The following is a 22191-nucleotide window of genomic DNA, read 5'->3' as shown; positions in this document are numbered from 1 at the left end:
CCCGGACATATTTGTTCGGGATTTATTATTTTAGGGGTTCTAGAACTATCTTTTATGCGGAAATTACTATTTGTCCTACCCCTAATTTGTCTTTTTGCGCAAGTTGTTTCAGCTTACGAAATAAAAGGACAGATTAATATCACTGATGATTGGCAACCCCGAATCTACCTCGCCTCTATTCAGTCACCCGAAAACTTGTTCGTTGCTTCCCCCGAGTTTGTTATTAATGAAGGAATGATTGATACGGATGGCAATTTCGTTTTGTCAGGTCAGGATTTACCGGACGATTCGCGTTTTTACCGGTTATATCTTATCCGAAGTAACTCGTTTGCTATTGAATTTACGAATGACACCCGTCGCAATTTTATTCACCTCTTATTGGATAATAGTAGTCAACTGACGATACGAAGCCAAGATGGAAGCGAGTTGTTTGCTAAGATACAAATCGAAGGATCGGAAGGAAATAAGGCACTGGCTGGCTTCGAAGATTCTTATTTTCTGAAACGTCGTTCCTTAAATGAGATTAATACCGTTGCTAAGCGCGATTTCCAGAGCCAGAGCTTGAACCGTAGTATTCGTGAATTTGTCAACCAATCTGAAGATCCTATGGTTGGTCTGTTTGCTTTATACCATATTGAGGATCGGGAAACCGATTTTTTGCGAAACAGTAATTTTTATTTCGATTTCCAAGAACGGATGAAGTCCTCTTATCCGAAAGCTTTGTATACGAGCGTTTATGATGATATGCTGAATAACTTGGTCGGATATAGGGACTTGGTTTGCGAGATCCCGAAAATTACCAAGCCATGGAGAACCTGGATCATTTGGGGCGAGGCGCTTGTTATTTTTATGCTTTGTTTATGGATATGGAAGTTGAAGATGAGACAGAGGGAAGAAGACAGCATCGATTATTTCCAGTTGCTGACCGATAAAGAGCGCAAAATTTGGGAAGGACTTGCTGCAGGGAAAACGAATAAAGAGATCGCAGCCGAATTATTTGTGGAAATCAGCACGGTGAAAACACACATCAACAACCTTTATAAACGCTTAGGCGTTTCCAACCGGAAAGAGGCCATCAGCTTGTATAACAGCAATAAATAGATTCAGACATTGGGGTCTAGACCCTTTTTCAACCTTTTCCGACCCTTTATCAACCTTCGCATTGTTGTAGCTGTTAAAAGTACCGCGTACTTTTGAACTGTCAATATTTTCGGATCGTTTCTCGATTTGAATAGATCGGAAGTATAGAAACTCATTTTTTCAAAACAACATTAAGTCGATTATGAAAAGACTCTCAATTTTAATTGTTCTGGCAGTATTTGCGGTTCAATCGTTTGCCCAGATCATGGAGCCGGTAAAATGGTCATTTGATTCCAAACAGGATGGTGACGAGGTACAATTAATTTTTAAAGCCACTATTGAAGAAGGGTGGCACTTGTACGACACCAGTTTGCCTGAAGGTGGTCCTGTTCCAACATCATTTCATTTCAGCGACAATTCGCAAATTGAATTTGTCGGTAAAATGACGACCAAACCGACACCGATTGAAAAGTTTGATGATACTTTTCAGATGGATTTGCGGTATTTCTCCACAAAAGCCGAGTTTATTCAAACGATAAAATTGAAAACAACCGATCCGGTGACAATTGATGGTTACCTGGAATTTATGTGTTGTAACGACGAGACTTGTCTGCCGCCAACAGAGGTTGACTTCAGTTTTAAAACAAAAGCATACAAAGCCGCTACTGCGACTGCAGAAGCAGCGACTACAGAAAAAAAAAAGGAAGTAACTGAAGTTGCTGCGCCTCCGGTAAAGTCCAAGGAAGCAGAGGAAACAAAACAACTAAAAGAACCGGAAGCGGTTAATACTGCGGTGACGGACAATGAAACTGAAGTCGTTGAGACGACTCCGGCAGCCGAAGGGAAAGTTTTAACTGATAAGGGAAAAGAAGGATCTACTGAAAATTTGTGGATGTTTCTGTTTTTCTCATTTTTGGCTGGTTTGGCCGCGATCCTCACTCCATGTGTGTTCCCGATGATTCCGATGACGGTTTCCTTTTTTATGCACAGCGGCGATACGAAATTAAAGTCCCGCTTGTATGCAGCCTTCTACGGCATTTCGATTATCGCGATTTACACAGTCGTTGGTACCGTTGTCGCTTTGATTTTTGGACCGGATATTGCCAACTGGTTGAGTACCCACTGGATTCCCAATACCATCTTTTTCTTAGTCTTTATGATTTTCGCGTTTTCATTCTTTGGGATGTTCGAGATCGTATTGCCTAGCTGGTTGGTAAATAAGTCAGACAGTCAGGTTGATAAAGGCGGCTTCATGGGGTCTTTCTTCATGGCGTTAACGCTTGTGCTGGTTTCATTTTCATGTACCGGTCCGATTGTTGGAGCAATCCTCGTTGAATCGGCCAGTGGTGCAGTTTTGAAACCCATCGTCGGCATGTTTGGATTCTCAATGGCTTTTGCGCTTCCTTTTACATTATTTGCCTTGTTCCCAGGTTGGTTGAACAACCTTCCTAAATCAGGTGGCTGGTTAAACTCGGTAAAAGTGGTTTTGGGTTTCCTTGAATTGGCATTGGGGCTGAAATTTTTGAGTGTTGCCGATCAAACCTACCATTGGGGAATTCTGGATCGGGAAGTATATCTGGCGTTATGGATCGTCATCTTTTCGTTGTTAGGGCTGTATTTGCTGGGGAAAATCAAATTTTCGCACGATAGCGATGTGAAGCACGTGACGGTCCCCCGCTTGATGTTGTCAATCGCTTCATTTGCATTTGTCGTCTACTTAATTCCGGGGATGTTCGGTGCGCCTCTGAAAGCGATTTCAGGCTACATGCCGCCAATGACAACCCACGATTTTAATATCAATAAAATTATTCGCGATGAAATTAAATTGAATGCCGGTAGCGGTTTAAATGGCGGCAGGGATGGTGCTCAGATTACGGATGTGAAATACCACGAGTTTTTGCACTTGCCACACGGTTTGGATGGTTTCTTCGATTATGAGCAGGGAATGGCTTATGCAAAAAAAGTAAATAAGCCCGTTTTTATTGACTTCACCGGGCACGGTTGTGTGAATTGCCGGGAGATGGAAGCCAATGTTTGGTCCGATCCTCGCGTGCTGCAGCGCCTGCGGAACGACTATGTGGTGATTGCGCTTTATGTTGATGATAAAACCACACTGGCTGAAGAGGAATGGGTTACCTCGAGCTACGATGGAAGAGTGAAGAAGACAATTGGTAAAAAATATGCCGATTTTCAAATTACCCGGTTTGGCGTGAATGCGCAACCGTATTACGTGTTGCTCGATCATGCGGGACAGGAGCTAACGCAACCCAAAGCATACGACCTGAATGCAGATAACTTCGTGAAGTTTTTGGATGAAGGGTTGTCAAATTTCAAAAAACAATCCAAATAATTAATGAACAGACTTAGGCTGATTATAGATTAGCCACATTTTTAGAGTAATCTCCTTATACTTCAATCCCGGTTAGTAGCCGGGATTTTTTTGCTTTTGATTCGTTGTTCAACAATGTTGAAAGTTATTAAAGATATCGGGCAACGCTCTTTTTATACTGCAGGTACACTTCTCCAAAAGCGGATTCCAAATAGCTTTCTTCCTTTTTAATGATCAGGTGATGGATAATCAGGTTGAAGAGCATCAAGGCCGCCAGTATCAGCGATGGGATGAGCAGAAAACAAGCAGCAAAAAAGAAAAAGAAACTGGTGTACATTGGATTCCGACTAACGCGGTAAACTCCTTCCGTTTGTAGCACATGCTCCGATGTTGGCAAGCCCACGCGGGTGAAAATTCCCATGGTGTAATAGGCCGGTAACAGCAGGATGATCCCCGCAAAGAGGAAGATCATGCACATTAGTTTTTGCACGTCGGGGACCTCGTTTTGAATCAGTCCCGGGATGTGACTGAAAAACTCACGGAAAAAGGAGGCCAACACCAAAAAAGCAAATGTCACCGAGAGAATTGCTTTAGTCAGGTAAAACAGCGCCTTGTTAATCGGTGGTTTGCCAAAGCTGAACCCAGCCCTCATAATTTGATAGCCGAGTAAGAGGGTAGCTATAGTGGGAATAAGGCTTAGAATAATTAAGCCCAACTGGATTAGTTGCATTAAATTTCTCCTTTATAATGATAGCCGATTGCTTCAATCACTTTTTCAATTTCCTTCAGGTCGATCTTTTTCCCCGACACCTTTACTTCTGAGGTGTTTTTGTCGGCTATAACTTCGTCAATGTCGGCTATTTTCAGTAAGTTACGGGTAACGCTTGCCTCGCAGTGTGAGCAAGTCATCCCTTCAACTTTCAATGTTTTCAATGCCAGTGCATTTGTTTTTTGTTTGTTTTTCTCGAATCGTTGGTAGAAGTAGCCAAAAATCAGCGAGCCGATCAATACCACCGACGAGGTAATCTGCAGCCACATCGGAACCATTTCGTGTTCTCCGCTGTGAATGTGCATGACTTTGCTTAAGATGAAATCGGCCGGGATGAGCCAGTTTGTCAACATTCCAAAAAGAACGGCTCCGCCAATAATGGTCCCCAGATACACAAAAAGGGATTTGCGTCCCATGGTGTTTCCGATGACCGAGATTGTGGCAACATTGGTTGCCGGTCCGGCCATCAGAAAAACTAATGCTGCACCGGGAGAAACGCCTTTTAGCAACAGGACCGCAGCAATTGGGATGGAACCGGTCGCACAAATATAAATTGGAACCGATGCAGCCAGTATGACCAGAATTTCAACGAACCCCAGGCCATGGAAGCGAGTAAAAAAGTCGTCGGGTAAAAGCACTGAAATCAGGGCGGCAATCAGGAATCCAATGATTAGCCATTTGGCAATATCTTGCAACAATTCGATAAAGGCATAGTGTGACGCTTGAACGAAGGCGTTTCGTTTGGGTTTCTCAGAGTGGCATCCACATGAAGCATCGTCGCAGGCAGCTCCGTTCTTCGGCTTGGGCGTTTGGGGGAGCGCGGTTAAAAGGCTGCCGTTGTTTTGTGTCATTGCTCCGGGGGCCATCGCAAATCCGGCGAAAGCTGGTTTTGGAGCCACTTTCGGCGCTGGTTTTTCTTTTGCCAGCCAGTTGGTGAGAATACCGCCTGCAATGCCGGTTACAAAAGCGACAATTGGACGCAATACAGCAAACGGCCAGCCCAACATCGAGTAAGTAGCAAATATGGAATCGACCCCGGTCTGCGGTGTTGATATCAGGAACGAGTTTGTTGCTCCTTTCGAAGCACCGTTTCGGAAAAAGGAAATACCGGTTGGGATAACACCACAGCTGCATAGTGGCATCGGAATACCCAAAAGCGATGCGTTGACCGCCGATTTTGTGGTCGATTTCCCCATATACTTTTGTACTTTGTCCTCCGGGAAAAATACCTTGAGCAAGCCGGCAAACACGAGTCCCAACAGTAGCCAAGGAGCCATTTCGTTCAGTAGGTAAACCAATTCATTGATGTAATTCAGCAGAAAATCTTTCATCACTAAGCCTCTTTTTAATCTATAATCAATTCTCGTGGAAAATTGTTTTCAAATTTACCTAAAACATTTAAGTATTTAGAGGAATCGATATTTGATCTGTTGTCTCATTTAATATTTAGCTCACTTTTAAACCAGTTTTATCTGCTTGCGTTTTTTCCCGGCGCGTAGTTTTTTAACCCAGAGTAATAGGCCTGTAACGGGTAAGGATGTTGCCAGCAGGGCTGCGAGAAAGTAAATGATCTTGGAAGTTATTCCCACAAAAGAGCCGATATGAATGGTTCGGATCAGTGCGGCAACCTTCGAGCGAAAGCTCCAGTTGCGGAATTCGTCAATTTCTATAACTTCTCCGGTGTAGGGATCGATCTGAATTTTATCGGCAGCATCGTAAGCAAGGAAGGCTGCGTTTTTTTTGCGTACCATGATACTTTCGTCCTTGGTTTTCGGCAAATCGATGCGGTATATTTTTGTTGAGTAGGGCAGGGCTTCGTCGGCTTTGGCAATAATTGCCTCAATAGGCAACATTTTAGTCGAGGTGTCGGGGTGATAATTCAACGGAATTGTTTTGTCGAATCGTTGCTTGCCCAGTTGGTCGCCCAAAAGTCTTTCCAGACCGTTGTAGTATGACGGATACGACCAGATAAGTGCCGAAAATCCCATCAATAGCAACGGGATTGCTGCGTACCAGCTGTAATTTCGGTGGAGGATGAAGTTGGCACCCGAAGCTTTTTTTATTCTCAGTTTCGGGAGCCAGGTGCTACGTCTCAACCAACCGGTTAACTTGGCCGGTGAATACAGGACCAAGCCTGAAATAGTTAAAAGCAGAAAGATCACGGTTGCTGCACCGGTTATCGTTCGCCCGATTTTACGATCGAGCAGTAACCAACGGTGGAGTTGCATGACCCAATGGAAAAATCCTTCGGCAGTAGCACTTTCCGGCTTGGCAATTTGTTCTCCGGTGTAGGAGTCGACCCACATCTGTTCCGGACGCCGGTGTTCTCCCGTTGCTGTTTCTGTCTTAGGATTGGTCAACATGAACAGATGGTTCTTTTCTGCTTCGGCAAAAATCATCATGCCGCTGACTACTTTCCCTGTGGATGTTTCAATATTGGCTATTTTCTGTGTCAGCGGCAAGCGCTCTGCTCGTTCGTTTTTTGAAATGCGGTATGAGCGATCGAACAGATCAATAAACTCTTCTTCAAAAGCAAGGATGCTTCCGCTTAGGCACAAAATGATCAATACGATGGAACTGGCTATTCCCAGGTAAAGGTGTGTTTGGTAAAAGAAATTTCGTAGCATATGTTTTCTGTTTCTGTTATCAGTTAAATGAATTGGCTAGCTTTTGTTGGTATATTTTCCAGCCGGCACTTCCAGGATATTGCTCCTGCCAGTAGACGAGGAACTGCCGGGCAGTTTCCCGTGTGTTGGTTGTTCGCATGAAAAACCGAACGAGGTTTTCCAGTTGGGACTGTTGTGGAATCAATTGGAAATGAATTTTCTGACTGATCGATTCGTATGTTTCCAATAAAGTATTTAGGTCGAATCCCACCTGTTTGGGATTGGTAGAATAGCCTTGGAAGAAGAAACAAAGTCCATCATAAAAAGTAGGAATGACAACTGAGCCGTGGCTACAGTCCGAATAAAATCGCGTCTCTAAATAAAAAGCATGTGATTTTGTCTGAAGGCGGGTTGCCATTTCATGATTACAGTCAGCCATCAGTGTTGTATCAATTCCCGGTGGAATACTGATCGAGTTGGTGTAGCCCAAAAACAGGGCGGTCGGTTCGAAATCTTTTTGCAGTAGAACCGGACTTTCGTGAAATAAGGATTCGTTATCCCACCAAAGACTTGGATCGGCAATTAACCAGGCATTGAAATCGGCCTTTTGGTGCAGTAGCAGATCTAATGTATAGAGGCCTGCAAAAGAATGTCCAAACAGCATGTTGAAACCATTTGAACGGTAGTTGAACTCTATTTTGGGACGTAGCGTTTCTGTTAGAAACAGTGTAAATCGATCGGCTCCACCACTCGTTTGGTAGATTGATTCTACGGGCGTTCCATCGTTGTTGACTTTAGCATTTGTGGCGGTGAAATCGCGAAAGCGGTTGCGAGAGCTGATTCCGACCAGAATAAATTCGGGGGTGAATGGTTGAATGCCACGCGACAACATCTGGGTGGTAGCAGCTGCATAGTCGAAATAAAAATTACCATCCAACAAGTAAAGAACGGGGTATGTTTGATCCGGGAATCTGGAATAGCTATCCGGTAACTGAATGTCAATTTTAACTGAGTCGTCTATTTCAGAACTGAACAGCGTTTGTTGAATCCGTTCAGATGCCGCAAAAGCAGTCTGTTGACTGCTACAAGTGAAAAGCAGGAAAAAAACAGCGACCAAGAGGGGCAGTGATTTTAAGCGGGATGCTCCTTGTTTCATAACATTTTGTTTGTGATAAAAGGATGATAAGAGCAGCCGAAGCTGCCCGAACCATCCTGTTAATCGAATCTATCTATCGTATTACAATTGGTAGCTGATACCAATTTTAACGTTGCGGGGCTTTTGTGCTTGCCCGTATGGGTTGTAGTATTGTTTGTCTGTCAGGTTATCTACTTTCAGGCTAAAGCGTATTTTGGGTAAATCGTAAAATACCGTTGCATCTGCTACCGTGTAGGCTTCGGAACCGAATGTGTTGGTTGTGTTTACGAATGTCTCGCTGGCATAATTCAGGCCAAGTCCTGCGCCCAGACCTTTCAGTCCGCCTTTCATTACCCGGTAACTTCCCCAAAAGTTGAACAGGTTCTCCGGAGAATAAGTCATTCGGTATTCGGGTGTGTCGTTGTAGTAGGCTTTGTTGTGCGTGAAACCGCTGACAAAGTTCAGGCCGGGAACCGGGTTGGCAATCAATTCAACTTCGACTCCCTTGCTGGTTGTGTTAGTGCCATTTTGGTATTGTTCGCCATTGGAAACAATCACCTGGTTTTCAATTTCGATGTGGTAGTAACTGATGGTGCTCATCAATTTCTTCTCAAACAAGTCGATTTTCGTTCCAACTTCCCATTGCTGAGCATATTCCGGATCCCAATCCAATTGTTCGCCGGTGTTGTCGGCCCCCGGAGACACCAGGTTGTAGCCATTCATATAGTTTCCGAAAACAGACACCTGGTCTTTTACCGGTGACACCACTAGCCCGGCTTTGTAAGAAAACGCATTCAGATCGTATCCTTTTGTTCCTTCAATACCATTCGTAACGGTATTGTCCAATTGGTTGCGGTCGTAACGAATACCGCCCAAAACAGTGATGTAGTCGTTAAAACTGATTGCGTCAGACAGGTATGCTGAATAAGTATCGTATGACGTGCGAGTTGCTGTAATGCCCGCCGCGTCTGCCAGTTGCTGGTGCGCATCCAACGAGTAAGCTGGACTTGCTCCGGTGGTCATATCAACTATGTCGTAACGAACCCATGTTCCGGTGTTTCGTTGGTATCGATCGTAAACCCGAACATAGCTGGCACCTGCCAAAAATTTGTTATTGAGTTTTCCCAGATCGAAATCTCCACTGATTTCTTGTTTCGCATGAACCGATCCAGCTGTGCGCGGCATATACTGTAGGACCCATGGTTGCACGGTTGTGTCGCTTGTGAAATAGAGACGCAGGAAGTTGGCTTCAACATCAATTTCAGCAGTCGATAGCGCTGTGGTTGATTTAATTCGTGGCGATATTTGGTATTCAATCATACCATTGACGGTTTTGGAACTCATTTTGCCAGCCATGTTGTTTGACCAGTATGACTTTTTATAATCCCAGTCCAATTCGTTCCATGTTTCAGCAGTTACAGTATTGGCAACGCCGTTGGCAAAGGTTAAAGTACGTTTTGTGTGAAAGAACTCGGTGAGTAAACTTACTTTCAGTTTGTCGGTCAGTTGGTAGGTCAACGAAGGGGCAAAAAGGAAGTCCCGCTGAAGACCGGCATCTTTAAAGCTGTTTTCTGAATGGTAGGCTCCGTTAACGCGGAACAAGGCTTTGCCATCTTCATCCAGTGGTGAATTGATATCGGCTGTTAAGCGGTTTAGCTCCCAGCTTGCAGTTGAATAAGACAGGTCCATGCTTTTGTGCTCCATCGGTTTTTTACTAACACGGTTCAGCACACCTCCGTACGATGAGACGTTGTTGTTTGCCGAGCCGTACATAACAGCTGACGGCCCTTTAATGATTTCCATTCGCGCTACGTTTTGTGGATCAACAGGCACGCGAACAAAAGATAACATACCGTCTTTTACATAGGCATCAGAGCGAAATCCACGCAGGTAAACACTAATGTTTCCTTCGTTGGATTTCACGTAGCCACCGCCTCCGGTTATGCTTTTCATTGCATCTGTCAGGTCTGTGACCATTTGTTCCTCCATCAGGGCTCCGGTAATTGATGAATAGGATTGTGGGTTGTCGATGTTCTTCAGAGGAATACCTGCAACATATTCAGTGGTTTTAGCAGCAAATTGGTTCAAGCGGCTGGCAACTACGACTGCTTCCTCCAGAACACTTAATTTTTCAGCTAATACGATTGTCCCGGCATCTGTCACTTGATTCTCTCTAACTGTCAACTCAACTGTTTTAGTTTCGAGACCGATAAGTGAAAGCGAAACTTCATGTTCTCCGGAAGGGATGCCCCGAAGAGTAAAAATACCATTGTTGTCGGTGGTCGTTCCGAAGGTTGTTCCCGGAATGAAAACATTAACAAAAGCCGCATTTTCATCGTCTGAAGTGATGACTTTCCCTTTTACTGTTCCTGATTTTTGGGCAAATAAATTGACTTGTAGAAATAAGGCCAGCAGAATTTGAACTGCTGCCATGTAGCTTATTCTTTTCATGTAATTTTTAAATTAAAGATTCGGTGTCGTTGAGGTGGTTTCCGATATACCAAATTTCAACGATGTAAAATTGAGAAGACCACCGAATCTTTGAAATCCCCACAAGTAGGGATTTTAGACGACCGGAATCGTCAAAACAACATGAAAGTGTATTGCAAATACATACTAATTGTGATTTCTACACAAAACGGCGAAGTGTGGCTTAGGCTTTTTCAACATACAATTGGGCTGCTTCATCTTTAACAACTATAATTGGTTCGCCACGGTCAATCATGCCCAAATTTGCAACGGCATCATAAATCCGTCCTTCAATTTGTACTTTACCGGAAGGACGAAGAACCGTATACGCAACGCCTGTTTTACCCTCGAGTTTTTTAATGTTTTGATCAATGCCTACAAAACCGTATTCTTTTTCCTGGGTTGAGTGTAAAGAAAGATTTCGGAATGCACCTCTATCGGCCGTAAAGACTTTCTTACTGAGGATTAGACTGAGAATAAAACTTGAAAAAAGTGCCACTAATACTGTCGTCAATGCAGTCATGATTTTTTCTGGATGTACTCCGCCAAAATCGAAAACAACATTTTCAATCAGACTTAAAACGAGGCCTGTAAAGGCAAAGAGAATACCCAGAATCCCTGCAATACCGAATCCCGGGATGACAAATATTTCGACCGCAATTAAAATCAGGCCGACAATAAAGAGCAGGATTTCCCAATTGGCGGCAAGACCTTCGAGATATAGCGGTGCAAAGTACCCGAATGCTGCAATGATCGCGATGACCAGTGGAAAGCCGACCCCTGGTGTCTGCATTTCGAAATAAATCCCACCCAGTATGACCATAATCAGAATTCCCGATACGATAGGGTTTACTAAAAAGCCAATGATTTTTTCAATGAAAGTAGGAGTGTATTCCACAATTTCGTAGTTCTCAATTCCAATCTGCTTCAACACTTCCGGTACGTTTTCAGCGATCCCTTCGCAGAAACCGTGTTTCATGGCTTCGCTCGGTGTGAAGGTGAGTACTTTCCCGGTATCAATAACACCCGGAATATAAATCCGTTCATCGACCATCGCTTCAGCAATTGTCGGGTCGCGAAACCAATGGAACGTTGTGTCCTGCCCGCTAATGATCGTATCGCCGCCGTGCGACTCGGCCGTTGAGCGCATAATCGACCGCATGTACGACTGATATTTGTCGGGCATCTTCTCCCCGGTTTGATTTACGACAGTGGCGGCCCCGATATTGGCACCGCGGCGCATGTAAATACTATCGCAGGCAATGGAAATCAAGGCACCGGCACTGGCTGCATTGTTGTCGATAAAAACATAAACAGGAATGGAGCTGTTGAGAATCTTTGTGCGGATAGAGTCGGCATCGAGTACCGTTCCTCCGTAGGTATTCATATGAATCAGGATTAAATCGGCCTTTAAGCTGTCAGCTTCCTCGAATGCATGTTGGGTATCACGCCAGGTTCTTGGCATGATGTTGTTTTTGATGTTCAGTTTATAAATCAGTTTCTTACCCTGTTGGGCAGGTTCATTTTGAGCAAGAACAAAAGAGGTAAAAGAACAGCATACAATAATTGCAAAAAGAAGCGCCGATTTCATAGTTTTTTTCGTTGGTGATTTATCCAAAGTTAATCTTTTTTGAATATTGAAATTCACCGGGAATAAAAGATATTGTTACAATTGGGGTTGAGGAACTTTATAGAGTTTACTCACATCGTATCCACGCTCTGCGGCTTTGTCAACAAGCATTTTGTAAATAGCAGGATCCATTTGCGGGCTGTTCCCCAAAATCCATAAATAGTCAGGGGTTGAGCTGCCGATCAGAGCATATTCATAATTGGTGGTGTCCAATTCCAGAATGTAATAATCAGAATAGAAAAACAGGAAAAAGGAAACTTTGAGTTTTCCGGGTTCTGCAGGATCGGGAATTTTGGCGACCCCTCTGGCGGCATCGAATTCTCCCTCAAAAGTACCTTTCCACCCAGAATTGAGAACTCTTATTTTTCCATCGTCACGTAGTTTGTAATTAGCTGTTACACCGACTAGATCTTTTTCAAACGAATGTTGAAACCGGGCGATTTCATACCAGGTTCCCATATACTTGTTAAGGTCCACCGAAGAAACCGTGCGCGTGTCGATTGTCGGTTTTTCGGAGCAAGAGAACAACAGTATTAAAATGGATATTGAATACGCAAATTTTCTGAACATATTGAAACGTGGTTATTGATTTTGAAGCGTTTTTACAAGATACAAAATAAAAAGCGGACGCTATTAATATTTCTTATGAAAACAATCTTTTGTCTTTAATACGGTACTGGATGTTTTCCGGCAAGCATTAATCGAGCGGCAATAAAAGCGAGACTGTCAGGCGATCAATTAAGGCTGAGGTAAAAACTAAATAATTGCTAACTTTAGCCCCTCGAAAAATTAAAATCATGGAATTGAATTTATTAACTGCAATTACCCCTATAGATGGCCGTTACCGGTCGAAAGTCAGTAACCTTGAAAATTATTTCTCTGAATATGCACTCATAAAATATCGGGTGTTTGTTGAGGTTGAATATTTTATTGCTTTGTGTGAGTTGCCACTGCCTCAGTTGGCCGACTTCAATAAGGATTTGTTTCCAAAGCTTCGGCAAATAATTGACGTGTTTTCTGTCGAAGATGCACAACGGATTAAGGATATCGAGAAAGTGACGAACCACGATGTTAAAGCAGTGGAATATTTCCTGAAGGAAGAATTTGATAAGCTGGACATCAAACAATACAAAGAGTTTATTCACTTTGGATTGACATCGCAGGACATTAACAATACTGCCGTGCCGAAGTCGATTCATGACGCACTGGATTTCGAATATTTCCCGGCTGTTAACGATTTGGTTGACAAACTGGACGAATTGGCGGAAGAATGGAAAAATATTCCGATGCTTGCAAAAACGCATGGTCAACCAGCATCGCCAACTAATTTGGGCAAAGAAATTCGTGTCTTTTCAGAGCGTATAAAAAAACAATTGGAGCAATTGCGCGGCATCAACTGCGACGCCAAATTTGGTGGTGCAACCGGAAATTTCAATGCGCACAATATTGCCTATCCGGAAATTAGCTGGAAAGCTTTCGGTAACCATTTCCTGAAAAACTACTTGGGATTGGAACGTGCACAGTACACAACGCAAATTGCCAATTACGATAATCATGCTGCTATTTTTGATGCGTTGAAGCGCGTGAATACAATCATTCTTGATTTGGACCGGGACATGTGGACTTATGTCTCAATGGAGTATTTCAAGCAAAAAATTAAAGCCGGAGAAGTTGGTTCATCTGCCATGCCTCATAAAGTAAACCCAATCGATTTCGAGAATTCGGAAGGGAACCTGGGAATGGCCAATGCTATTTTTGAACACCTGTCTGCCAAGTTGCCGGTTTCTCGTCTGCAACGCGACCTGACCGATTCTACGGTTTTGCGTACCATCGGTATGCCATTGGCACACACACTAATTGCAGTGAGCTCAACCATGCGCGGTTTGGATAAATTGTTGCTGAATAAGGCTGCTATCGAAGCTGATCTTGAAGATAACTGGCCGGTTGTTGCTGAGGCAATTCAAACGATTCTTCGTCGCGAAGGCTATCCGAATCCCTATGAAGCTCTGCGCGATTTAACGCGTGTGAATCGTAAGATTGACCAGGAAGTCGTTCATGAATTTATCGATTCATTGAATATCAATGATACATTAAAAGCAGAATTAAAAACGATAACACCACAGAATTATACCGGTATTTTTTAAGGTAGAACAGGCGAAGTAGCTTAAATAACAAAAAAATCTGTCATGAAAGATTTTCTGAATGTCCTGCGGAGATTTATTCCTCCTTATAAAAGCAGGATGATTTTAAACTTCCTGTTCAACTTGCTGTCAGCTGTTTTTACGGTGTTTTCGATGGCCATGATGATTCCTATTCTTGAAATCATCTTTGGGCTTTCGGAAGAGGTTAATTTATTGGTTGAGTGGACAGCTAGTCTCGATGCAATTAAGAATAATCTGTACTACTATGTGACTTTAATTAAGCACGAGTATGGTTCGGGATATACTTTATTGTTCGTCGGCTTTTTTGTCATTTCATCAACCTTGCTAAAGGTGGGTTTTGCCTATTTGGCGGCTTGGGAAGCTGTTCATATTCGGAATGGTGTTGTTCGCGATATTCGCCAGCAAATTTATACCCGTGTGCTTCGGTTGTCTATGCAGTTTTTCTCTGACGAACGCAAAGGCGATATCATTGCCCGGGCAACCGGTGACGTATCCGAGGTTGAAAATTCGATTATGTCCTCGTTGGATATGTTCCTTAAAAATCCGGTGCTCATCATCGTGTTATTGATTTCGATGCTGATTATGAGTCCATCGATGACGCTGTTTATTTTTATTGTTTTACCGATTGCCGGATTTATTATCGGGCGGGTTGGTAAATCGCTGAAAAAGTTTTCGCGCGAAGGACAGGACAAAATGGGGTCTATTTTGACGGTGATCGAAGAAACCTTGGGCGGTTTGCGGATCATAAAGGCGTTCAATGCAGAAAAGAAAATGGATGCTCATTTTGAGAAGGAACTGGAGGGATACCGGTTGACGATGAACCGCCTGATGAGCCGCCGTGAATTGGCGCACCCGATGAGCGAATTTTTGGGAACCATTGTAATGGTGATTGTCGTGTGGTTCGGCGGTACATTGATTATCGGAAATAACAGCGAACTGACTGGCCCGGAATTTATCGCATATCTGGGGATTTTCTACCAGATCATCAACCCGGCGAAAGCCTTTACTACGGCTCTGTACAGCATTCAGAAAGGACTTGCTGCCATGGATCGGATTGACATGGTGTTGAAAGCTCCGATTTCAATTCATGATAAAGATGATGCCAGAACGATTCAAAAATTCGAATCTCAAATTGAATATAAAAACGTCACTTTTGCTTACGAAGGCAAACCTGTTTTAACCGATGTTTCCTTAGTCATTCCTAAAGGAAAGACAGTTGCCTTGGTTGGGCAGTCGGGTAGCGGAAAAACCACTTTTGTTGATTTGTTGCCGCGTTTCTACGATGTGGTTGAAGGCTCCATCAACATTGATGGTACCGATATTCGGGATTTGAAAATTCATGATTTGCGCGAATTAATGGGGAATGTTAACCAGGAGGCCATCCTGTTTAATGACAGCATCTTTAATAATATAGCGTTTGGGGTTAAGAACGCAACCATGGAGGATGTCATTGCTGCAGCAAAGGTTGCTAATGCTCATAATTTCATTATCGAGACTGAAAATGGCTATGATACGTTGATTGGAGACCGAGGAAGTAAGCTCTCTGGTGGCCAAAGGCAGCGACTGAGTATTGCCCGTGCTATTCTGAAAAACCCTTCGATTTTGATTTTGGACGAAGCAACATCTGCTTTGGACACCGAATCGGAGCGCTTGGTTCAGGATGCTTTGGAGAAGCTGATGAAAAATCGCACATCGCTGGTCATTGCTCACCGTTTATCGACCATTAAGAATGCTGATGTAATTTGTGTAATGCACGAAGGAAAGATTGTCGAGATGGGTACGCATGATGAATTGTTGGCTACAGAAGGGCAATATTTCAGATTACACCGTATGCAGACTTTCTAATAAAATATTTTAAAATACATATCCTGAGAGGCAGCCTATTTGGCTGCTTTTTTGTTTATTATTTGTCGTGGATTCCTTATCTTTCAGCTCCAAACCAATCAATTCAATCATGAGAACACCTCGGCTTTTTATCGCTATTCTTTTCTTTACTGTTGGGCTAAGTTTTTCGCTTTCCGCTCAGGAGGCAATTTCGTATGAGACAAAAAATGACATCCTTTACAGGGAGGGTGATGAATTAACGGACTATATGAAGGATCGTTGTCACCTGGACATCTATTATCCGGCCAATAAGGTGGATTTCACGACGATTATTTGGTTTCACGGAGGAGGTATCACCGGTGGAGAGAAATTTGTTCCTGATGAGTGGAAGAACAAGGGTGTAGCCGTTGTTGCCGTAAATTACCGATTGAGTCCGAAAGTGAAATGCCCGGAGTATATTGAAGACGCTGCGGCGGCTGTTGCCTGGGGATTTCATCATATTGCGGAATACGGAGGCTCTGCTGAGCGTATTGTTGTTTCAGGGCACTCTGCTGGCGGTTACCTGGCTAGTATGGTGGGGCTGGACAAACATTATCTGGAAGCGTTTGGTGTTGATGCGGATAAAATAGCTGCACTTGTGCCTTTCAGTGGTCATACGATTACTCACTTCACAATTCGTTCAGAGCGCGGTATTCCCGGTACGCAGCCGATTGTTGACGAATATGCCCCGCTCTATTTTGTTCGCCCCGATGCTCCACCGTTGTATTTGATCACCGGCGATCGTGAATTGGAAATGTTAGGCCGCTACGAAGAAAACGCCTACATGTATCGGATGATGAAAGTTGCCGGGCACCAACAATCACATTTATATGAAATGGATGGGTTTGATCATGGTAGCATGCCTTTGCCTGCTTATCCATTAACGCTTCGGATACTAAAAGAATTGGACTTGCTGTAAAAATTGGCTGTTTCCCAAGCGAAAATAGTTTTGTAATGTTTGCTAAATTCTTCAAATAATGCAGCATTTTTTTTCATGCTGAATCCTGATATGCATGCTTATGTGTTTGTTTGTGATGTGTTTATGTGAATTGCAGGTAGGCTGTAAAATTCACAATGCAGTTTTATTTCAGCTGAATAAGCATTCATCTTTGCAAACTTAAGTTAAGAAAGGTCTCCATTGCGATATTCAGAATTAATATGGAAAAGCTATAAAACTGTCCTGTTTCAGAAGAATCATTACCTTTGCAGCGCGAATTATAAAAAAAAATGGCGCAAATACCTAAATCAACAGTCTTCGTCAGATTATTGGAAGCGATTGCTTGGTTAAATAAGCATATAAATTTCATGATGGGAAGCTTATCCGGTGTTTTAACCGGGTCCATCGTATTTCTTATTAACTATGATCATGGCTTTTCTCCAGCATTATACAGTTTCTTCAGACAATTTCTTTTCAACCTACTGATTGGAGGTTTTAATATAAGAGTATGTGAGAAAATAACCCAATTAGTTCAGGCTAAGAATACAGCAATAATGATGGCTACAATTGTACCTTCAATTCAGGCGTGGGTTATATTGTATTCAATTCATTATTTTGGGAATACTCCCAAGCCATTGGCATCCACATATTGGCAGTTTGGTGTGAATTTGATTGCATTTTTCTTTATGGCACTATTCTATCGTGATGCTTTAGAAAGCAAACAGCTGATAATATCAACATTGAAAAAGTTCATGCAAAAGAAATAGGGATCAGGTGCTAACGTCTCCGGATGATTTAACTTTTGAATGGTCTGCAAAAGCCTTTAAGAGCAATGAAACATCTTGGAGGACTGTATTGATCGGCTTGCTCAGACATCTCTTTATTTCACTTATCAAGCGTAAAACACTCAATTTTATTTTTACTCCTTAAGTTCATGAAGTGATCCTTTCAGCCCCTTCCGGTTTTAAGGCTTTTTCTTCTATGTAAATATGCACCTGCTTGCCCTTGACTTCCAGATCAACCAATAAAATGAAATCGAAAGCTCTTCGGGTAAAATGAGGCGAATAAGGGGCTGTATGGATCGTTCTGTGTCTTCATGCTTCGTTTTTCATTAAAGCACAAAACTCTTCTTTTTATTTATTCTCCACAAGTTTTTAGAATGATCCAATAATCGTCGAATTGTTGGGACAATGTAGGGACATAAAAAAAGGACTAAGCTGTATTAAACATCTTAATCCTTTTAATTGTCGGGATACCAGGATTCGAACCTGGGACCCCCTGCTCCCAAAGCAGGTGCGCTAGCCGGACTGCGCCACATCCCGATTATATCTTAATGCGGAGAGAGGGGGATTCGAACCCCCGGTACGGTTGCCCGTACGGCAGTTTAGCAAACTGCTGGTTTCAGCCACTCACCCATCTCTCCGTTGAAGTAGCTAATCTCTCAATTGTTTTTCAATCTGTCTTGCTACACTGTCTCTGTAGCTCCTTTGAACGTGGGTGCAAATATAGAACTAGTTTTCACTTTCGCAAAATAAATTTTGCAAAAAAATAGCTCTTTTTTGATTAGTTTTCGGTGACCATCTGAGTTTCAGAATGAAACGATTTAAAAAGATTTCTAGAGACTTTTTTACGGCGAATAAAAGGGAAGGTTCTACGCTGTAAGCCCTTTTGTATCGATATTCTTAGAAATCAGATGAATGTTGATTCAATGTTATAAAAACAAAGATTTTGCTTGGAGTAATTGGCAATTGATTCTATCTTTGAATTAGAAAACGTTCTAACAAAAGATATTTCCGCATTAATTCATTATTGGCAAATTCAACAGTTTACATTAAACCGAGAAAGCTTTTGGAATGTAAAGACAGGCCTTGTAGTCCCGATTTATCGGGGTGAGTAGTTTACTACCGATGGAAGTCTGAGCGTTTCGGCACTCAAATCCTGTAGTTCAGGGATTTTGCGCAATCGAATTGGTGCGGATTTTTTATACCTTCTTTTGAGATTTAACCTGGGCGATAAAGTATAGAAGCAATAGCGTTGCTACAAACGCTGCGATTCGCCCGATAAAATCCCCATATCTGACATAGAAAGTTACCTGCTTATTGGTTTGAATGGTTCCTCTAAGGCCTGTTTCTTCACTCCATCCGGTTTTTGAAATGATATCTCCACGTTGGTTAATCAACGCTGATATTCCGGTATTGGCTGATCGGGCAATACTTCTGCGCGACTCGATGGCCCGGATTCTGGCTACATCTAAATGTTGGCTGTAGCCGGAAGCGCTTTGCAACCATCCGTCGTTAGTTATTACAACGAAGAACTCGGCCCCTTTTTTAACAATGCGGGAAAGATATTGTCCAAATATCGATTCGAAACAAATAACGGGGCCAATGGTGTAATTCGATTTAAAAACACCAGGTTCCGCTTGGGTACCCAAACTACCTGTAGTGCCTCCCAAGTCGAGACTATGATTTTTCAGAAATTTGAAGTACCGTTGAAAAGGCATTTTTTCAACACCGGCGACCAAAATGCTTTTATGGTATACCTGAACCGAGCTACTATCGATTTTTAGCGCTGAATTGAATAGCTGGTACCATTGGTTGGCATTCTCGTCAAAACGGGCTGAAACGGGCAGGGGAGAGTCCTTTCTGCAGTTTTTGCGCGTCATCGCGCCTAGTATGAAGTTCAGGCTATTGTTTTGCTTTGCTCTTTCCATAAAAGGCCGAATAAACGGATTCTCCGACCAAACGGCGTCTTCTGATATTTGTGGTAAACAAGTTTCAGGGCCAATCACGAAGTCCGTTTTTGAAGTCACCAGCGAATCGCTTAAATGCAGCAGTTTTTCAAGCTGCTCTTCGGCGCTTAGACCGGAAAATTTCTCTGTAAACGGATTAATATTGGGCTGAAGCAAGGTAATTTCAACGTGGTCACCTTCTTCTTTATAGTTGTTGTAACGATTCAGTGACCAGAAGATCGGAATGAAAATAACCAAGAGCCAGAGGAACGAGCGGGCAATGATCGCAACAAAATTCTTTGATTTGATTTTTTTCCAGATTGAAAATACCAGCATATTCGAAATCAATATCCAAAGGGTGCCACCCAACATGCCGGTGTATTCGTACCATTGTACAATTTTGTGTTGACTGGCTAAGCCGTTCCCCAAGCACAACCAAGGCCATTCAATTTCCCATCGATGATGGAGGAACTCAAAACTAAGCCACAAAGCAATCAATGCGATGTAAGCGAATTGAAGGCTACATTTTTGCTTCATCCGGTGGAAAAGCCACCACACGAATGACATACAACTGGCATTCATGATTGAAAGGAAAAGGATGCCCCAAACGGTTACTTTTATCACCCACCAAACCGTAAAAAGGTGCCAAAGCCAGAAACTCAGAAAGAGGTAGTTAAAGAGCAGGTACGGATTTCCCCGGTTGTTTTGACTCAATTCATCCTCTAAAAGCAGGATCGGGAATAAGGCAAACAGTAATACCCAGGCAGGAAATATGCCGAGCCAGGGCAAGCTTAACAGGAAGGCTGCCGATACAGCGCAAAGGATATGCCTTAGACTGCTACTCATACTTTGTTGTATATGGGCTGCGACAGAGCGATGGGAGCTTCTTTTCCTGCCTTATCAAAGATGAAATCAATTCGGCCTAAGACCAGACCGCCCCAGCCAACTTGGTTGATTAAAATGCGTTTCCCGTCAGCATTTTTTGCCTCGACGGGTTTATCCAGAAAAGTATGGGTGTGGCCTCCCAGGATTAAATCGGTATATTTAGTTTGAGGAGCGAGGGTTTTATCCGAGATTTTTGACGACTGATAGTCTAGTCCCAAGTGCGAGAGACAAAGCACCAGATCGCATTTTTTCTCCAGTTTAAGGAATGTTTCCATTTCCAGTGCGGTTGCAACGGGATCGTTGTAGATCGCTCCATCGTAGTTTTGTTTGTTGATCAGACCTTCCATTTCAATTCCTAAGCCGTAAACGCCGATTTTGATGCCGTTTTTTCTGAAAACAACGAAGCGGTTGAAACGGTCGTAGAGCTTGGTCTGAGAAAAATCGTAATTACTATTCACAAAAGGGAATTTGGCATAGTCGAGGGCTTTATTTAATGCATCAAGGCCGTTGTCGAATTCGTGGTTGCCAAGCGTTGATGCATCGAATTCCATTTCCGACATGACCTTCAGGATTAATTCACCCTTGTAAAAATTGAAGTAAGGCGTTCCCTGGAACATGTCTCCCGAGTCAAGCAATAAAACATTCTCTTGTTGCTGTCTGATTTGATTGATCAGCGCCGACATCCGTGCCATGCCTCCTTGTCCCGCATAAGTCGGGTCGGTTGACGAAAAGGGATCGATGTGACAGTGAATATCGTTCGTGTGCAGGATGGTAAGCTGAAGCAAGTCGTTATTGGCTAACGCCAACTGGGGCAGGTTTGTTAAAGCCATTCCTGCCGATGCCGCAGTAACACGTTTAATAAAATTTCTTCTGCTATTCATAACTGATCCTCCCGTCAAGTTTGGGTGAGATTATTCTTCCTGCATCGAAATCATTTCTCATGTGTTCAATAAAACAATCTCTCAGCTTTATCCCGGTGTTAATAATGGTTGCCCGGTTGAGGAACATGGTCATATCATCTCCACCATTGGCAACGTAGTCATTCGTTACTAACCAGTAGTAGATCCCTTTGTTTACAGGCTTGTTGTTGATTGCGAACGATTCAATTTCACCAGCTTTAATCGACAATTTAAGCCCAGCCACACAGTCGCCTCCTTGTTGCGCAATCTTTTCAGCCATCGAGTAAAGGTCTTCTCCCTTCAACTTTAAAAGAACCATCTCATTTTCAAAGGGCATCAATTCAAAAATTTTACCAACAGTAATTTTTCCCTTTGGAAGGTCAGTGCGTATGCCTCCGTAGTTTAAATAAGCGACAGTCGGAATCGGTCGTCCGGTGTATCTGGATGCATACATCTGTCCTTCGTGTAAGAGGATGTCTGCCAGATAGTTGGTTAGTAAGCTTTCAGGCTTTTTCTTGATCAATTCAACGTCGCTTTCAGCAACTACTTCTTTCATATCCAAGTCAATTTCGGCCTTGTATGGTTGAACGAAATTCACGATGGAAGAGTCAAACGTTGAAATGTTTTGATAATTTGGGATATTATCAGCTTTGAAATCATGTACAATCAATTTAGTTTTACAGGACAATAGGACTGATA

Annotated in this window: 16 protein-coding genes and 2 tRNA genes; 6 read left to right on the top strand and 12 right to left on the bottom strand. The window is 42.9% G+C overall.

Annotation, left to right across the window (positions count from 1 at the left end):
- Positions 1 to 54: 54 nt before the first annotated feature.
- Both GJV22_RS01960 and GJV22_RS01955 read left to right on the top strand, forming a co-directional pair.
- Positions 55 to 1101: a response regulator transcription factor gene (locus GJV22_RS01960; protein WP_163707919.1), complete on the top strand. Its 1047-nt coding sequence runs from the start codon at positions 55 to 57 to the stop codon at positions 1099 to 1101.
- Positions 1102 to 1282: 181 nt separating this feature from the next.
- Complete coding sequence (locus GJV22_RS01955; protein ID WP_163707916.1) at positions 1283 to 3430, top strand: protein-disulfide reductase DsbD family protein; 2148 nt, start codon at positions 1283 to 1285, stop codon at positions 3428 to 3430.
- Positions 3431 to 3557: 127 nt separating this feature from the next.
- On the opposite strand, the gene GJV22_RS01950 is transcribed toward GJV22_RS01955, so the two are convergent.
- From GJV22_RS01950 to GJV22_RS01920, 7 genes are all read right to left on the bottom strand, one after another.
- Positions 3558 to 4061, bottom strand: a complete 504-nt coding sequence (locus tag GJV22_RS01950; RefSeq protein ID WP_163707914.1) for a methyltransferase family protein — start codon at positions 4059 to 4061, stop codon at positions 3558 to 3560.
- Positions 4062 to 4138: 77 nt separating this feature from the next.
- Entirely contained in the window at positions 4139 to 5509 is a 1371-nt protein-coding gene (locus GJV22_RS01945; RefSeq protein WP_163707910.1) for an SO_0444 family Cu/Zn efflux transporter, read from the bottom strand.
- Positions 5510 to 5635: 126 nt separating this feature from the next.
- Positions 5636 to 6805, bottom strand: a complete 1170-nt coding sequence (locus GJV22_RS01940) for a PepSY-associated TM helix domain-containing protein (protein WP_163707907.1) — start codon at positions 6803 to 6805, stop codon at positions 5636 to 5638.
- 19 nt (positions 6806 to 6824) lie between these two features.
- Entirely contained in the window at positions 6825 to 7940 is a 1116-nt protein-coding gene (locus GJV22_RS01935) for an alpha/beta hydrolase (protein WP_163707904.1), read from the bottom strand.
- An 81-nt stretch (positions 7941 to 8021) separates the two neighbouring features.
- Complete coding sequence (locus GJV22_RS01930; protein ID WP_163707902.1) at positions 8022 to 10370, bottom strand: TonB-dependent receptor; 2349 nt, start codon at positions 10368 to 10370, stop codon at positions 8022 to 8024.
- 202 nt (positions 10371 to 10572) lie between these two features.
- Positions 10573 to 11979 (bottom strand): NfeD family protein, encoded by a 1407-nt coding sequence (locus GJV22_RS01925; RefSeq protein WP_163707900.1) that lies wholly within the window; start codon positions 11977 to 11979, stop codon positions 10573 to 10575.
- Positions 11980 to 12054: 75 nt separating this feature from the next.
- Positions 12055 to 12588, bottom strand: coding sequence for a lipocalin family protein (locus tag GJV22_RS01920; protein WP_163707897.1), 534 nt, complete (start codon positions 12586 to 12588; stop codon positions 12055 to 12057).
- 227 nt (positions 12589 to 12815) lie between these two features.
- On the opposite strand from GJV22_RS01920, the gene purB reads away from it, so the two are divergent.
- The 4 genes from purB (at position 12816) to GJV22_RS01900 (ending at position 17747) form a co-directional block, all read left to right on the top strand.
- Positions 12816 to 14162, top strand: a complete 1347-nt coding sequence (gene purB, locus GJV22_RS01915) for an adenylosuccinate lyase (RefSeq protein WP_163707894.1) — start codon at positions 12816 to 12818, stop codon at positions 14160 to 14162.
- A gap of 42 nt (positions 14163 to 14204) precedes the next feature.
- Positions 14205 to 16025, top strand: a complete 1821-nt coding sequence (locus GJV22_RS01910; protein ID WP_163707891.1) for an ABC transporter ATP-binding protein — start codon at positions 14205 to 14207, stop codon at positions 16023 to 16025.
- A gap of 109 nt (positions 16026 to 16134) precedes the next feature.
- Entirely contained in the window at positions 16135 to 16962 is an 828-nt protein-coding gene (locus tag GJV22_RS01905) for an alpha/beta hydrolase (RefSeq protein WP_163707888.1), read from the top strand.
- Between the two features lie 308 nt (positions 16963 to 17270).
- Entirely contained in the window at positions 17271 to 17747 is a 477-nt protein-coding gene (locus GJV22_RS01900) for a hypothetical protein (RefSeq protein WP_163707885.1), read from the top strand.
- A gap of 480 nt (positions 17748 to 18227) precedes the next feature.
- Here GJV22_RS01900 and GJV22_RS01895 read toward each other — a convergent pair.
- From GJV22_RS01895 to GJV22_RS01875, 5 genes are all read right to left on the bottom strand, one after another.
- Positions 18228 to 18302: transfer RNA gene (locus tag GJV22_RS01895), tRNA-Pro, on the bottom strand.
- Positions 18303 to 18316: 14 nt separating this feature from the next.
- Positions 18317 to 18403 (bottom strand) — tRNA-Ser (locus GJV22_RS01890).
- A gap of 558 nt (positions 18404 to 18961) precedes the next feature.
- Positions 18962 to 20554, bottom strand: coding sequence for an apolipoprotein N-acyltransferase (lnt, locus tag GJV22_RS01885; protein ID WP_163707882.1), 1593 nt, complete (start codon positions 20552 to 20554; stop codon positions 18962 to 18964).
- Positions 20551 to 21474, bottom strand: coding sequence for a metallophosphoesterase (locus GJV22_RS01880; RefSeq protein WP_163707879.1), 924 nt, complete (start codon positions 21472 to 21474; stop codon positions 20551 to 20553). Before GJV22_RS01880 ends, lnt begins: the two co-directional genes overlap by 4 nt.
- On the bottom strand, positions 21467 to 22048 hold the full coding sequence (locus GJV22_RS01875) for a 5'-nucleotidase C-terminal domain-containing protein (RefSeq protein ID WP_163707876.1): 582 nt from the start codon (positions 22046 to 22048) through the stop codon (positions 21467 to 21469). The genes GJV22_RS01880 and GJV22_RS01875 overlap by 8 nt, the downstream gene beginning before the upstream one ends.
- Positions 22049 to 22191 lie beyond the last annotated feature (143 nt).

The organism is Mangrovibacterium lignilyticum, assembly GCF_010882175.1.
In the GTDB taxonomy this organism is placed as follows: Bacteria; Bacteroidota; Bacteroidia; order Bacteroidales; family Prolixibacteraceae; genus Mangrovibacterium; species Mangrovibacterium lignilyticum.
Note: the sequence above shows the minus strand (reverse complement) of the source record. Positions and strands in the feature narration are given on the sequence as shown.

Excerpts from the sequence above, each read along its gene's own strand:
- GJV22_RS01920 (WP_163707897.1), bottom strand. The coding sequence starts at position 12,588 with ATGTTCAGAAAATTTGCGTATTCAATATCCATTTTAATACTGTTGTTC.
- GJV22_RS01940 (WP_163707907.1), bottom strand. The coding sequence starts at position 6,805 with ATGCTACGAAATTTCTTTTACCAAACACACCTTTACCTGGGAATAGCC.
- GJV22_RS01925 (WP_163707900.1), bottom strand. The coding sequence starts at position 11,979 with ATGAAATCGGCGCTTCTTTTTGCAATTATTGTATGCTGTTCTTTTACC.
- GJV22_RS01910 (WP_163707891.1), top strand. The coding sequence starts at position 14,205 with ATGAAAGATTTTCTGAATGTCCTGCGGAGATTTATTCCTCCTTATAAA.
- GJV22_RS01950 (WP_163707914.1), bottom strand. The coding sequence starts at position 4,061 with ATGAGGGCTGGGTTCAGCTTTGGCAAACCACCGATTAACAAGGCGCTG.
- GJV22_RS01880 (WP_163707879.1), bottom strand. The coding sequence starts at position 21,474 with ATGAATAGCAGAAGAAATTTTATTAAACGTGTTACTGCGGCATCGGCA.
- GJV22_RS01875 (WP_163707876.1), bottom strand. The coding sequence starts at position 22,048 with ATGAAAGAAGTAGTTGCTGAAAGCGACGTTGAATTGATCAAGAAAAAG.
- purB (WP_163707894.1), top strand. The coding sequence starts at position 12,816 with ATGGAATTGAATTTATTAACTGCAATTACCCCTATAGATGGCCGTTAC.
- GJV22_RS01900 (WP_163707885.1), top strand. The coding sequence starts at position 17,271 with ATGGCGCAAATACCTAAATCAACAGTCTTCGTCAGATTATTGGAAGCG.
- GJV22_RS01960 (WP_163707919.1), top strand. The coding sequence starts at position 55 with ATGCGGAAATTACTATTTGTCCTACCCCTAATTTGTCTTTTTGCGCAA.
- GJV22_RS01930 (WP_163707902.1), bottom strand. The coding sequence starts at position 10,370 with ATGAAAAGAATAAGCTACATGGCAGCAGTTCAAATTCTGCTGGCCTTA.
- GJV22_RS01935 (WP_163707904.1), bottom strand. The coding sequence starts at position 7,940 with ATGAAACAAGGAGCATCCCGCTTAAAATCACTGCCCCTCTTGGTCGCT.
- GJV22_RS01945 (WP_163707910.1), bottom strand. The coding sequence starts at position 5,509 with ATGAAAGATTTTCTGCTGAATTACATCAATGAATTGGTTTACCTACTG.
- GJV22_RS01905 (WP_163707888.1), top strand. The coding sequence starts at position 16,135 with ATGAGAACACCTCGGCTTTTTATCGCTATTCTTTTCTTTACTGTTGGG.
- GJV22_RS01955 (WP_163707916.1), top strand. The coding sequence starts at position 1,283 with ATGAAAAGACTCTCAATTTTAATTGTTCTGGCAGTATTTGCGGTTCAA.
- lnt (WP_163707882.1), bottom strand. The coding sequence starts at position 20,554 with ATGAGTAGCAGTCTAAGGCATATCCTTTGCGCTGTATCGGCAGCCTTC.